This is a genomic window from Vibrio sp. 1078-1 (genome assembly GCF_033340475.1).
Window position 1 is genome coordinate 50,199 of the sequence record NZ_JAWOWM010000008.1, and the last position, 13,830, is coordinate 64,028.

Here is a 13,830-nt window from a genome sequence, read left to right on the forward strand (position 1 = left end):
TGTTTTGCGAGATATAAGATAAGAGGTCTATGGGTATAACCCTTTACCAAACATATTAAATATACGTGCCACGCCTTGAGTAAAGATCATCGGCTCAGTCAATACGGTTAAACACAAGCAGTCTTCTCCGGCCTTAGTGTAAGGGCTGTGCTTCACTGATGCGTCTCTAATCATCAAATCGCCCTCTTCATATTGGCCATCCTCGTCACTAAATCCACCATGTAGGATCAATGTAGACTCCAGGCCTTTGTGCGTATGTTGAGGGATTTGCACATCTTCCCCGATGTACATTAAGCTGACACGAGCGTCTTCCCCTAGATCAATCTGAGCACTGAAAACCTTGCCTCCGTAACTTCTCCATGACCCTACGAGGTCAGAGAAACGCGCTAAGGTTTTAGGAAGAGCGAAGCTTTTTCCTGCCACATTAACAGCAGCAGAGTCGCGGATCACGATGTTATCAGTCGCTGGCTCCGCGTTGATGATGTCATTGAACATGTCGTCAAATTCAGAAACATACTCAGAAGGTATGTCACTTACGATGTTCGCTTGACTTGCTTCGACTTGGTTCACATAAGCTCGGCACTTGGTGCATGTTTCTAAATGGGTTGCGACCACAAGACCAGAAACTGCATCAATGCTTCCCGAAGCGTATGCTTCTAACAAGCTGTTATCTGGGTGTTTGTTCATAGTTGCTCCGTATGCATTGAATGCCTTAGCTTTTCTACTGCAAGCCTCAGCCTGGATTTTACGGTACCGAGGGGTATATCAAATAATTCCGCGACCTGTTGATGAGGTAACTCTTCAAGATATACCGCTTGTAAAACATCTCTCTGGTTTTTCGGTAATATATCTAAAAACTTAACCACCTGTTCTTTCAACATATCTTGTTCTGGTGAATAGTGATCAACAAGATCAGGTGGATAATACTCTGACGGCCAAATGTCATCAGAATGAATGTGTAATTCCTTACCTTTCTGTTTTCTCAGCAGATCAAAACAAAGGTTTCGGATTATGGTATATATCCAAGTCGATAACGCGCTCTTTTCACCATCATAGAGGTGCGCTTTCTGCCAAACTGTCGCCATGGTCTCTTGCACCATCTCCATAGCAACTTGCTCATTACCAACATGTTTGTAAGCGAATTGCTTCAGCTTGGGTGCGTAAAAACGGAATACAAAAGCGAACGCATCTTTGTCTCGATCCTTCACTTTATCCATGTAATCGTTCCAATCACTGCGCCCCAGTTTTTTCGGGCTATCACTCATCATAATCGGCCTTAATTTGTGGGAGGAGTCTCCTCCTCCCATTCGTCCTAATCGGTCACGTCATCGACCAACAAGTTGAAACCACCGTTGTTCCCATCATCAATGGCAACGACTTGGTACACAACACCGTTCATTACATTGACTGGTGCTGAGTCAACCGCAACAATACTTGGGTTACCAGCCACTGTTACCGTTACATAATATGTACCTTCAGCGACATATAATCCTTGTACGCTATTTTTATACGCAAAATTAGCAATAGTTGGATCACTTCCATCTATTCCTGCACTCGTAGTGAGGTAAATATCCACCATTTCCGCTATAGGATTAGCCGCCGCGTGTGTCACATTCAATGTCGCGCTAGTCGCCACAGCGCGTCTCATATCTTCAACAACCAGAGCTTCGATATCAATCGCTGGGCTAACAACACCGACTGCATAAACACTGTAATCCATTCCACCTGCAACCATTAACCCGTCAACATCTATGATCGGATTGGTTGTTGTGCCATCCACGTAAACGTCAATATCGTAAGCGCCAGCAGCAAGATCCAAATAACCACGAATCTCTTTGAACGCTAAGTCGGCAAGAGGAGCGAAGGCCGCCCCGTTAACGTTAACATCGACGACTGGCGCTCCATCGACAAGGTGTCCGACTCTTACTTCAGCTTGGCTGCCCATATCTTCAATTATAGAAGAGCCCGAACCGTCCAACACCAAGAGTTTGACAGGTGACGTGCTATTCGAATCTCCTGTGCCGATAGCGGCAATCGTCAAGTTGGAGTTAGCCGCAAGAGATACTTTGCCCGAGTCAAAAGCAACGCTGTCTCCTACGGCAAGTCGAACTTGATACTCACCAGCTGGGATGTTCAATACGTCGGTAGAAGCTTTGTAAGCAAGGTTAGTTATTGGAGTCGCGCTAGCAAGAGCAACACCTGGCTCAGTGACATAAAGATCAACAGCAGGAACGCCTGAAGCTGCATGAACAACTTGAACATCTAGACTATTGGCATCAGCCATTGAATCGGCGCTGCGAGTCACAACTAAAGGCTCAACTGGGTTTGGCGAACCATCGGCATCGCCAACAACGAACACGTTATAATTGAGGTCGGAATCAAGATCTAGTTCTGTTTTAGGTACTACGGTCGCGGTTTCATTACTTGGGAGCTGTACATCGACCTGAATCGAATTCATCCCCTCTCGCAATTTAACGTAGCCAGATCCCACACCATAATCAACATTCGTTAAAGATGGTTTATCGTTGATCCACACATTTGCAAGCGGCGCATCAGAAGAAGCGTGCACTGCTTGTAAATTGGAATACTCGATAGTGTCACTGTCGGAGCCACACGCCGCCAGTCCTAATGTCGCAACAATAGTTAGCGCAGCTTTATTAAATCCTTTCATATCCTTGCCTCTTTGTTAGTCGGGGCTTCTATGGCTTCTGTCAGAAATTGCAACGCAGGAATACAGTCCTCTGCGCCGACTAGCTGTTCGAACAGATTGCAGTCTAGGGGTAGTAACTCAAGCCAACGCTGAGTAACCCAAGCAGAGTCATCGTAAAAACGATGCTGGTAGAGGCTTCCAAGTTGAGGAAACTCTTCATAAACATGGGATAACTGCTGGCTTAAAAAGAAGAAATCTGGTGAGTTGTCTAGATGTTGCCAATTGTCTAACCATTCAACCTCTGCATGACGTAAGCCATCCGCATCTGCACGGACGCGTTTGACAACAAAGCGTTGCTCACCAGCAACTGTAATACCAAGAAGGCCATCACTGAGTGTTTCAAAATCAACGATCCTGACCAAAGTTCCGATAGATGAAACGTTACCCACGTCTTTAGGGTCACCTTCACTTCCTACCAGGCAAACTCCAAAGCCCACATTTTGTAGGCTGCATTCCTTTACCATTCGCTTATATCGTGGCTCAAAAATGCGCAGATTCATTTTACCCTCAGGGAGTACAACTGAAGTGAGTGGGAATAACATGACTTCTTTCATTCAAACGTCCTCTTTGATTCACGGATACATACGAATCCCTTATCACTCCGATCACTAACGATTTATGTTGGTTAATCGACTGGCTTAAAAAGTCATAAAATCGCTTACGCAAACGATCCAAATCACACATTTATTGCAATCAAATGCAACAAACAAAAAGTTCCGTAAATAAAGATAATTTCGTGACACAACTCACCAAAAACGTTCAGTTTTGCACCCTTTATCACTTTCATTTGGGATTTTTATCGCTATTATTCCCGCCAATTGGAAAGCGCAGCATAGATTGCGTGTTCTGAATCATTACAAACATAGAGAGTCCCCTTATGCGTAAATCACTTTTAGCTCTTAGCCTTCTAGCGGCTACTTCAGCTCCAGTTATGGCGGCAGATTACTCTGACGGCGATATCCACAAAAACGATTACAAGTGGATGCAGTTCAACTACATGTACTCAATTGATGAAATGCCACGAGTTAAAGGCGCTGACGACAACGCTCACGATTACCTAGAAATGGAATTTGGCGGTCGCTCTGGTATTTTCGACCTATACGGTTACGTAGACGTATTTAACCTAGCGACTAAAGATAACCAAGATAAGTCAATTGAGAACGGCGCTCCTGACAAGATGTTCATGAAATTTGCACCACGTATGTCTCTAGATGCCGTAACTGGTAAAGACCTATCTTTCGGTCCAGTTCAAGAGCTATACATTGCATCTCTAATGGAATGGGGCGGTAACAACGGTGGTGTAAACAACCAGAAAATCGGTTTAGGTTCTGATGTAATGGTTCCTTGGTTAGGTAAAATCGGCCTAAACCTGTACAGCACTTACGATGGCAACAACAAAGGTTGGAACGGTTTCCAAATCTCGACTAACTGGTTCAAACCATTCTACTTCTTCGACAATGGTTCATTCATTTCTTACCAAGGTTACATTGATTACCAATTCGGTATGGATGATGATGCTGGTAACAAATTTGGTACTACCGCGTCAAACGGTGGTGCAATGTTCAACGGCATTTACTGGCACTCAGATCGCTTCGCGGTTGGTTACGGCCTGAAAGCATACAAAGAAGTATATGGCGTAAAAGACGGTCTACAAGTTGCTCCAGGTGTTGAGCTAGAATCGACTGGTGTAAGCCACTACCTAGCTGTAACTTACAAGTTCTAATTGAACCACTAAGTTTGCTCAAAAATGGCGCCTTTCGGCGCCATTTTTATTTGCTTTCCTTTTTTCCCTCATTATCCTTGCAGCAAACCTTTTTAATGAGAGCGTTTGGTGAATATCCTTATCCTCGGTCCAGGTGCGGTGGGCTCACTCTGGGCAACAAAATTTAAGCTTGCCGGGCACAATGTTTCATTGTGGGGAAGAAGTTCAGAGAGACAACAATCACTTCAGTTGGATGACACACCCGCAATCGTATTCAGTAATCAAGATATTTCCTCCGTAAATCAAGCGGACCTCATTTTGATCACGGTAAAAGCTTGGCAAGTGGAAGACGCCATTCAGCCTTTGCTCCCTCATATCAATACAGACACGATTATCATGCTGATGCACAATGGTATGGGTACTGCCTCTGCCTTGGAGAAGGTTGTGCCAAACAATCCGATAGTGCTCGCAACAACGACGCACGGCGCATACAAACCAGATAACCAACACGTATTGCATACCGGTCACGGAACAACGCAAGCGGGTGGTTATAATGACAAAGGAATGCAGTGCACTTTTCTGAAAGATGTTATGCATAATGCCCTTCCAGAGGCCATTTGGAATCCACACATCCAATCTGCGTTATGGACTAAGTTAGCGATCAACTGCGCGATTAACCCACTGACTGCGATTCTCCAGTGTAAGAATGGTGAACTTGCGAAGCCCGAGTTTAAGATACAACTCGAAAGCATCACTCAAGAACTGGTTGAAGTAATGAGTAAAGAAGGTATTGCTATCGAGTCTCGCTCTCTTTTCGATACGGTAATGCAAGTGGTGAACGCCACAGCTGAGAACTATTCTTCAATGAGACAAGACGTATTCCATCAGCGTCGAACGGAAATTGATTTTATAACCGGATACTTGTTAAAGGCTGCCAAGAAACATCGCATCAATACGCCTGAGAATTTAAAACTTTACCAACGCATCAAACAAATAGAACAAAGCTGGACAGAACAATGAGTAAGAAAATCTTAGTACCAATCGCTCCAGGCACCGAAGAAATGGAAGCCGTCACCGTCATCGACATGATGGTTCGCGCGGGTTATGACGTTACAGTAGCGAGTGCTGCTTTTGATGGCTCATTGACGATGAAAGCTTCTCGCGGAGTCACATTAACGGCAGATTGTAAGCTGGTCGATATCGCTGATGATGAGTTTGATGCCATAGCGCTTTCTGGTGGTGTTGGTGGTGCAGAAATTTTCCGTGATAGTACGGTGATGATAGAAATCCTTAAGCAGCACATCTACGAGGGAAAATTGGTTGCTGCTATCTGCGCATCACCGGCGTTGGTATTGCAACACCATAATCTTTTCCCACAATCACTGATGACCTGTCACCCGAGCTTTCAGTCACATATCCCGGAAGAGAAGTGGCGCAGCAAACGCGTGACCTTTGATATCAACCACAACCTGATCACTAGTCAAGGTCCGGGTACAGCTTTAGAGTTCGCGATGGAAGTAATCATTCAACTCTCAGGTAAAAAACACGCATGGTCAGTTGCTGAACCAATGATCCCTCTGCCTACTCTGCACTACCACAAGCTTGGTGAAGAATAATGTTTGACGTAAATGCTGTACGTGAGCAATTTCCCGCTCTAAATCAATCCGTCAACGATACGCCCTTAGTGTATCTAGATAGCGCAGCGACAACGCAAAAACCGCAATGTGTGATTGATGTCATCAGTCATTACTACAGTGCGCAAAATGCCAATGTTCACCGTGGCAGCCACAGTTTAACGGCTAATGCCACCAGCCAATTTGAAGCGGCACGAGAACGAGTGGCAAGCTTTATTGGTGCAAACAGCTCTAAAGAGATCATTTGGACACGGGGCGCAACCGAAGCACTGAACTTAATTGCTCAAACCTACGCCCGTAGCACGTTACAACCAGGTGATGAGATCTTGATTAGCGAGATGGAGCACCACGCCAACATCGTGCCCTGGCAAATCGTGGCAGAGCAAACGGGGGCTAAAGTCATTAAAGTTCCGATGACATCAGATTGTCAGTTCGACATCAGTGCATTTGAGGCGCTTCTGTCTGACCGCTGTAAAATTGTTACTTGCGCACAAATAACCAACGTAACAGGCACACGCCAACCTATCGAAAAAATCACTGAACTGGCGCACAACGTTGGCGCAGTTGTTGTAGTTGATGGCGCGCAAGGCATCGTACATGAGCAACTTGATTTATCGACATCAGATATCGATTTCTACGTTTTCTCAGGTCACAAACTTTATGCACCAGCAGGCATTGGGGTTTTATACGGCAAGCTTGAACTTTTGGAAGCCATGCCACCATGGCACGGCGGCGGTAAAATGGTTGAACGTGTTTCTTTCGAAAAAACGACGTTTTCTGCACTTCCTGGTAAATTTGAAGCGGGCACACCAAACGTTGCGGGCGCGATTGCTCTAGCGAAAGCCATTGAGTGGTACCAAGGTTTTGACCATCACGAAGTAGAGACTCATCTCCATGTGCTTCAGGATAAGGCCTACCAAGCACTAAGCGCTTTGGATGACATCCATATTCTAGGCTATCAACCGAATGCCTCTGTACTGACGTTCGTCATGGACGGCGTTCATCACCAAGACATGGCGACGCTGCTCGATCAACAAGGCATTGCGGTACGAGCAGGACACCACTGCGCTCACCCATTGATGGATGCACTAAATGTGAAAGGCACGGTACGCGTTTCTTTTGGTATTTATAACACGGCTGAAGATGTGGATAAACTCATCGCCGCCGTAGAGAAAGCCGTCGACATGCTATAACGCCAACGGTTTGATTTGGAGTAACCAACAAGGTTACTCCATCTGCCTATCCAGAGTCGCCACGCAATTTCTGCCATTTCTTTTCGCAGCATAAAGCGCTTTATCTGCATGCGCATACAAACGTTTGGTGGTTTCATTTCTGCCTATTTCCACCACGCCTACACTCACCGTGACCGGAATTTCAATCTTTTCAAATTCGAACTGACAATTTTGAATGTGGGAACGTACTTCCTCTCCTACCTCTTTCGCCGCCGACAGAGAAGTTTCTGGCAAAATAATCGCAAACTCCTCCCCTCCGACTCTTGCAAAAATTTCGTCTTTGACGAGTAAGTGAGAAACCAAATCAGCTAAGCTCTCTAAGACATAATCCCCCGCATCATGACCACGTTTATCATTAATGACTTTAAAAAAGTCCAAATCAAACAATAACAACGCGGAGTGATAATCTGGAGCTTGGGATTTAATAACTTCTTCTGTGAGCTTTTCGAAAAAAACACGTCGGTTGTAGATATTGGTGAGAGCATCTATTTGGCTTTGATGGCGAAGAAGGGTTTCAACTCGGTGGCGATTGGAGATGTTGCGTGTAAGAATAAGGACAACGCGACGACCCCGGTATTTTATAGCGAGTGGGCAGATCTTGCCTTCGTAGTATAGGTCGCCTCTTGGTCCACTGTTGGCATCTATTCCCTGAATGCTGTCGGCGCACATCTTGTACTCGATCGTCACAATACTGTCTTGTTTCAGTGATCGACTGATCTGCTCGATAAACCAGTCGGCTTTATCTTTTTCAAGTACGCTGTGAAGTGTCTTACCTATCAAATTGCTTCCATCGTGATAGGCTTTTTTATCTGTTCCTCCAAAAACATCAATATAGATACCATCTTCACTCAGAATAAAAGTGGGGTCTGGCATTCCGGATAATACGTCTTGCGCATGTTCCAAGGTGAATTGCATATAGGGAGGTTCCTAGCGTTTGTACCTAAATATCCCAATCGCCTCCAAATGCGTGTCAGCATTGGGGAACAGGAGCGAATGAGGCATATGTCTACTATCTAATATAGACAAATTTTAAATACAATTGAGTTTATAAAAACCAAGTGGGCAATATAATGAACCAGGATCAATAGAAAGGTTAATTAACACTAAAATAGTCGACTATTTGCATACTTTTTATCCATATGCAAAAAATGTCTCAACTCAGATACAAAAAAGCGCCAAACAGCTAGGTTATTCGGCGTTTTTAAGAATTGGGAAAATGACTCGTTACACGGCGGTTTGCTTAATCTGCTCTACAATAGCTTTCAAGCCATTACCACGTGACGGGCTTAAATGGGAGACAAGCCCCAGTTGACCAAAATAAGCATCAATATCAAATGCTTGAATTTGATCGGCCGTTTTTCCGTCATAAGCCGCCATCACCAAGGCAATCAATCCACGGACGATACGCGCATCGGAGTCCGCACAAAAATGCCAAACGCCATCTTGCTCTTGGCTCACTAACCACACCAAGCTTTCACAACCCGAAACGGTAACTTGTTCTGATTTCAGCTCTTCTGGCATTTGTGGCAGCTTTTTACCCCACTGAATAACCTGACGGTAACGATCTTCCCAGCCTTTAAATTGCTGCATAGTCGCTACAATGTCTTCGCTGGTGATATCTGTACCAAATGGAGAAACGGGAAAATCTGTCATGATGCGCTCTTCTTCTAGTTTACTTCTTATATTTTGAAATCAACTTCTCAACGATTCGCGATACCGCGACAAAGCCAAACGTTGCAGTTACAACAGTCGCCGCACCAAAACCGCTAGCACAATCCATACGTTTTGGGCCTTCCGCTGTCGACTTCACACCACACACTGAACCGTCTGCTTGAGGGTACTTCAGCTGCTCGGTTGAAAACACGCAATCAATACCAAACTTACGAGCCGGATTCTTAGGGAAGTTATGATGACGACGCAAGGTGTCTTTGATTTTCTTCGCTAGAGGATCTTGGATCGTTTTCGTTAAATCAGCGACCATGATCTGCGTTGGGTCAACCTGACCACCAGCGCCCCCCGTAGTGATCACTTTGATCTTATTGCTGCGGCAATACGCCAACAAAGACGCCTTCGCTTTTACGCTGTCAATCGCATCTAGCACGTAATCAAACTCTTTGCTTAAGTACTCATGTTGATTGTCTGGCGTGATGAAATCATCAATCAGATTGACTTTACACTCTGGGTTGATCAATTTGACACGCTCGGCCATCACTTCAATTTTGCTTTGGCCAACGGTGCCCGTCATCGCATGAATTTGGCGATTAATATTCGTGACACAAACATCGTCCATATCAATCAGAGTCAACTCACCGATCCCAGTACGGGCCAGCGCTTCGACCGCCCATGAACCCACGCCACCAATACCAATAACACAAACGTGTGCAGCGCGAAGAATGTCCACTTCACTGTTGCCATAAAGACGACGAGTGCCGCCAAAGCGTTGATTGTAGCTGTCAGATGCTGGGGTATCGAGTTCACGCATATTGAAGTCCAGATGATCGATAGAAAAACAAAGAGTGCGATTTATACGCACTCTTTGATGAAATGTCTAGATAAGAGGCGGTTCCTCTTTCTTGGGTCGCTATTGTAGCTTTTCTGGCGGCAAAGCCCAAGGCGCTTGAGTTGGTGAGTTTTCCAGCCCAAGTTTCCACACTCGACCAAAATGCTTGTAGTGACCTGCTTCCGTTCCTGCTCTCGCACCAATGCCATGATACAGATCCAAATGGTTCTGTTTTACCGCACCACCAGTGTCTAAAACGATCAGCATTCGCAGTTGATGCGCACCACTCCACGTACCATCAGCATTCAACAGTGGCACTTCCGCCAAGATTGGCGTACCCATTGGTAAGATAGAACGGTCACCCGCGACCGCCGCCATTGGCAACAAAGGAATACCAGCCGACCCCGTTACTGGCGCTTCCGCTTTTGGCGCAAAGAAGACGTAAGAAGGGTTTTGCTCCAACAACTCGCGCACTGTCGCATCGTCGTTGTCCATCACCCACTCTTTGATTGCTTTGAGGGACATTTTTTCACGCGGCACTTCACCACGTTCAATCAAAATGCGGCCAATACTAACGTAAGCTTTATTATTTTTCCCTGCGTACGCGAAGTACTCCAACGTATCATCATCTTCAAAATGCACATAGCCACTGCCCTGCACTTCCATCATAAACGGGTCGATACGATTAGGCGCGTAACCTAGCACCAAACCTTGTCCATCTAGTGCTCCATTGTAGATCTCCGCGCGAGTCGGACAATCTGATGAGCAGTTTGGCTTGCCATAAACTGGGTACTTAAAAATGTCGTTTGGTGTATGACGCAGTTCCATCACGGGAGAAAAGTATCCGGTAAACAGCACATTACCTTTTTGATCACCACCACCCAATTGCGCGGCTTGAATGCCAAACGCACTCAACGCACTGGTATCTCCGCTCTGTTGCGCCCACTCACTTAATCGTTGATATAGCGGTTGGTACATCTTCGCCATGGATGGTGACTTTATCACCACTTGCTCAGCTTGCTTGTTAAATTCAGTAAAATCGCGTGGTTTGTTAGACTCAACCACATCCACTTGATTGAGGATCTGAGGAAACTCACCATCAAGATATTGCTGAGCACGATCATTTTGTTGAGCACAGCCAAAGAGTAGGCTCAAAGAGATAATAGGAAGGAGTTTTTTTAACACGTGTCTTTTCCGTAAAAGAGAATAGCAAAAGGATGGCAAACAAATGCTTACGGTGCAATTGAAAAGCAACGACAAAATGTTTCAACGCTAAGCCAATCCGTTTACTCGTTGTAAATTCATTCAGTTAATGCAACATGATAACAGCGGAAGAATTACGGAATTGTCCGGATTATGTTTGGAAGTAAAATTTACTGATTGAGAGATGAAATTGTGATCATCCATATGGCTCACAGACGCAAGAGAGCTCTGCTTAAAAGACAATAATAAAAACGACTATCTTACCGCTATCCTTGCACGTCCCTCTAAACGGAATACAGGTAGATAATGTGCATTAGCATCCAGCTTCATTTCTGCATGCTGCTTACCCACAAAATTGAAGTGCCGCTCATTTGAACCTACTCGATACGAAAACGAATCCCCATCGAATTCAAAACTGGTCGCCACTGTAGAACCATTTACGGTAACACCGCGCTCACTCAACACAAATTCTTCACGAGCATAAGGCGCAACATCTTGCTCAACCCAGCGACCATAAATTGTCGATTTGGGAATGGGCGGATTAATGGTTCGAGTAATCAAATCACTATACAGCATGCACACGACAACGGTTCCAACTATCGCTATAAGCATGAGAGAACGCTCTAGCCACTTACGAAGCATTGATTTAGATGACGTTTTTGACAGATTTGAAGCAGTGATCGCAGCATTCTTATTAACAGCAGAAGACATGAGGTTCACGTATTGAGGAAAGACGCCACCATTGTAACCTTCCCTTTTAACGGGACCAAGAACCTACCTCAATATGTTTGTGCTTTATTCCAAAATTTCACCTTGCCACTCAATGAATAAAAAGGCATAATTTTAGCATAATTAAACAAAGGAATGGCTGTAGTGAAAATTCGTAGTACTGCTCTCGTAAAAGGATTCCGTCAATCAACACCTTATGTCAATGCTCACCGCGGAAAAACCATGGTGATCATGCTGGGCGGAGAAGCCGTCGCACACAAAAATTTTGGCAACATTATTAATGATATCGCCCTCATGCACAGCCTCGGAATCAAAGTCGTGGTGGTGTATGGTGCACGTCCTCAAATTAATCAGCTGCTAGAAAAACAAGACCTCACTACGCCTTACCACAAAAATATCCGCATTACGGATGAATCGGCTTTATCTGTTGTTATGCAAGCTGCCGGACAACTTCAGCTTGCGATTACTGCGCGCCTATCAATGAGCCTCAACAATACTCCGATGGCAGGTACCCAGCTCAATGTCGTTAGCGGAAACTACATCATTGCCCAACCACTCGGCGTTGATGATGGTGTGGACTATTGCCATAGTGGACGTATTCGCCGCATTGACACCGACGCGATTAATCGCACGCTCGACCAAGGCTCTATTGTGCTACTTGGCCCCATTGCGAGCTCTGTGACTGGCGAGTGCTTCAATTTATTATCGGAAGAAGTCGCCACCCAACTAGCGATAAAGCTGGGTGCGGATAAGCTGATTGGTTTTTGCTCCGAACAAGGTGTCATTGATGACAACGGCAATGCTGTCGCCGAGTTACTGCCAATTGAAGCGGAGCATGTCATCAAAACGCTCTCTGAAAATACGTCTCCTGACCTAGATTACAACACTGGAACACTGCGCTTTCTTAAAGGATCTATTGCCGCTTGTCGTGCCGGAGTGCCTCGTAGCCACTTGATCAGCTATAAAGTGGATGGAGCCCTAATTCAGGAGTTGTTCTCTTTCGACGGTATCGGAACCCAAGTCGTTATGGCGAGCGCTGAACAAGTGAGGCAAGCTAATATTGACGATATTGGCGGTATCTTAGACCTCATTCGCCCGTTAGAAGAACAAGGTGTACTGGTTAGGCGCTCTCGAGAACAGCTAGAGCAAGAGATTGGAAAATTTACCATCATCGAAAAAGACGGCTTGATTATTGGCTGTGCTGCCCTTTATCCATACCCAGAAGAGCGCAAAGCTGAGATGGCTTGCGTAGCGATTCACCCTGACTATCGTGATGGGAACCGAGGTTTGTTACTGCTCAACTACATGAAACATCGTTCTAAATCCGAAACCATTGATCAGATTTTTGTCCTCACGACACACAGTCTGCATTGGTTCAGAGAGCAAGGTTTTTACGAAGTCAGTGTCGACTATTTGCCCGGAGCCAAACAAGGGCTATATAACTTCCAGCGTAAGTCAAAAATCTTAGCGCTAGATTTGTAGCTTAACCTTAAATCACGAAGCAAAATTTAACGCTCCGCTATACCAAAACCTCAAGGTGCGGGATTCAGCTCATTAACGCTCAATCCTGCACATCGAGCTTGTTTAGGAACGAGTTTGTTTAGGAGTAAGGCCACACATAAACCCTACTCCGGACTAGCGAGTCATCATATAAACACCAACTTAGAAATACGCAAACCATTGCTTGATTTTCGTTCCAATTTTATCTTTTAAATATACATTTGGTTGGCTATACTCTGCTCGCTAGTGATTGGTTTTTAACCAATACGAATGGATCTAGGTGATGTAATGTAGCCTTCACCCTAAAATACTGGGCAATTGAAAAACTAGTTAGCTCCGTATTGCACACCAAGGACAGTTGTTAATCTGACTTTAAATAAGCCGAGACGAGCACTGTTATGAGAACAATCATTTGTAATTCGCTTCAAAGCTTCTGGGATATGGCTGACAATCAGTTTTTAGAAGGCCTAGACGTCCACTGTGTTTTCCCCGTAAATGACGCTATCCGAGATTTTATTCTTGCTTATCAACAGCAATACAAAATACGCAGCGTGTCTTTTACCAATGCGTTTGCAAAACATGCATAAAAGAAGACCGAGCCATAAGCTCGGTCTTCTTGT

15 protein-coding genes are annotated in these 13,830 nt (G+C 45.0%); 6 read left to right on the forward strand and 9 right to left on the reverse strand.

Going from position 1 to position 13,830, the window contains the following annotated elements; genetic code table 11:
* Nucleotides 1–27 precede the first annotated feature (27 nt).
* From R7190_RS15785 to R7190_RS15800, 4 genes are read right to left on the reverse strand one after another with little or no spacing between them, the layout of a single operon-like run.
* On the reverse strand, nt 28–687 hold the full coding sequence (locus tag R7190_RS15785; protein ID WP_005380256.1) for a ChrR family anti-sigma-E factor: 660 nt from the start codon (nt 685–687) through the stop codon (nt 28–30).
* Nucleotides 684–1,268 carry an RNA polymerase sigma factor gene (locus R7190_RS15790; RefSeq protein ID WP_017636022.1) on the reverse strand — a complete coding sequence of 195 codons (585 nt, stop codon included), beginning with the start codon at nt 1,266–1,268 and terminating at the stop codon, nt 684–686. Before R7190_RS15790 ends, R7190_RS15785 begins: the two co-directional genes overlap by 4 nt.
* 44 nt (nt 1,269–1,312) lie before the next feature.
* Complete coding sequence (locus R7190_RS15795) at nt 1,313–2,671, reverse strand: DUF4397 domain-containing protein (RefSeq protein WP_186584709.1); 1,359 nt, start codon at nt 2,669–2,671, stop codon at nt 1,313–1,315.
* The gene (locus tag R7190_RS15800) at nt 2,668–3,264 is read right to left on the reverse strand and encodes an LON peptidase substrate-binding domain-containing protein (RefSeq protein WP_017636020.1); all 597 of its coding nucleotides are present in this window, start codon (nt 3,262–3,264) and stop codon (nt 2,668–2,670) included. Before R7190_RS15800 ends, R7190_RS15795 begins: the two co-directional genes overlap by 4 nt.
* A 323-nt stretch (nt 3,265–3,587) precedes the next feature.
* Between R7190_RS15800 and R7190_RS15805 the strand changes: the two genes are divergently transcribed.
* From R7190_RS15805 to csdA, 4 genes are all read left to right on the forward strand, one after another.
* Nucleotides 3,588–4,433, forward strand: a complete 846-nt coding sequence (locus tag R7190_RS15805) for an outer membrane protein OmpK (RefSeq protein ID WP_005391741.1) — start codon at nt 3,588–3,590, stop codon at nt 4,431–4,433.
* Nucleotides 4,434–4,541: 108 nt separating this feature from the next.
* Nucleotides 4,542–5,432, forward strand: coding sequence for a 2-dehydropantoate 2-reductase (gene panE / locus R7190_RS15810; protein ID WP_186584708.1), 891 nt, complete (start codon nt 4,542–4,544; stop codon nt 5,430–5,432).
* Nucleotides 5,429–6,028: a DJ-1 family glyoxalase III gene (locus R7190_RS15815; RefSeq protein ID WP_053304083.1), complete on the forward strand. Its 600-nt coding sequence runs from the start codon at nt 5,429–5,431 to the stop codon at nt 6,026–6,028. The genes panE and R7190_RS15815 overlap by 4 nt, the downstream gene beginning before the upstream one ends.
* The gene (csdA, locus tag R7190_RS15820; protein WP_186584707.1) at nt 6,028–7,239 is read left to right on the forward strand and encodes a cysteine desulfurase CsdA; all 1,212 of its coding nucleotides are present in this window, start codon (nt 6,028–6,030) and stop codon (nt 7,237–7,239) included. The genes R7190_RS15815 and csdA overlap by 1 nt, the downstream gene beginning before the upstream one ends.
* 33 nt (nt 7,240–7,272) lie before the next feature.
* Here csdA and R7190_RS15825 read toward each other — a convergent pair whose 3' ends face one another.
* From R7190_RS15825 to R7190_RS15845, 5 genes are all read right to left on the reverse strand, one after another.
* A complete protein-coding gene (locus R7190_RS15825; RefSeq protein WP_017820777.1) occupies nt 7,273–8,193 on the reverse strand; it encodes a sensor domain-containing diguanylate cyclase in 921 nt (306 codons plus the stop codon).
* Nucleotides 8,194–8,502: 309 nt separating this feature from the next.
* The gene (gene csdE / locus R7190_RS15830) at nt 8,503–8,931 is read right to left on the reverse strand and encodes a cysteine desulfurase sulfur acceptor subunit CsdE (RefSeq protein WP_186584706.1); all 429 of its coding nucleotides are present in this window, start codon (nt 8,929–8,931) and stop codon (nt 8,503–8,505) included.
* 19 nt (nt 8,932–8,950) lie between these two features.
* Nucleotides 8,951–9,760 carry a tRNA cyclic N6-threonylcarbamoyladenosine(37) synthase TcdA gene (gene tcdA, locus R7190_RS15835; RefSeq protein WP_005380241.1) on the reverse strand — a complete coding sequence of 270 codons (810 nt, stop codon included), beginning with the start codon at nt 9,758–9,760 and terminating at the stop codon, nt 8,951–8,953.
* A 99-nt stretch (nt 9,761–9,859) separates the two neighbouring features.
* Entirely contained in the window at nt 9,860–10,963 is a 1,104-nt protein-coding gene (gene mltA, locus R7190_RS15840) for a murein transglycosylase A (RefSeq protein WP_085569837.1), read from the reverse strand.
* Nucleotides 10,964–11,236: 273 nt separating this feature from the next.
* Complete coding sequence (locus R7190_RS15845) at nt 11,237–11,692, reverse strand: DUF2850 domain-containing protein (RefSeq protein WP_005380234.1); 456 nt, start codon at nt 11,690–11,692, stop codon at nt 11,237–11,239.
* A 162-nt stretch (nt 11,693–11,854) separates the two neighbouring features.
* On the opposite strand from R7190_RS15845, the gene argA reads away from it, so the two are divergent.
* Nucleotides 11,855–13,192, forward strand: coding sequence for an amino-acid N-acetyltransferase (gene argA, locus R7190_RS15850; RefSeq protein ID WP_012841478.1), 1,338 nt, complete (start codon nt 11,855–11,857; stop codon nt 13,190–13,192).
* A gap of 416 nt (nt 13,193–13,608) precedes the next feature.
* Nucleotides 13,609–13,797 carry a hypothetical protein gene (locus tag R7190_RS15855; protein ID WP_005380230.1) on the forward strand — a complete coding sequence of 63 codons (189 nt, stop codon included), beginning with the start codon at nt 13,609–13,611 and terminating at the stop codon, nt 13,795–13,797.
* The last annotated feature ends 33 nt before the right edge of the window (nt 13,798–13,830 follow it).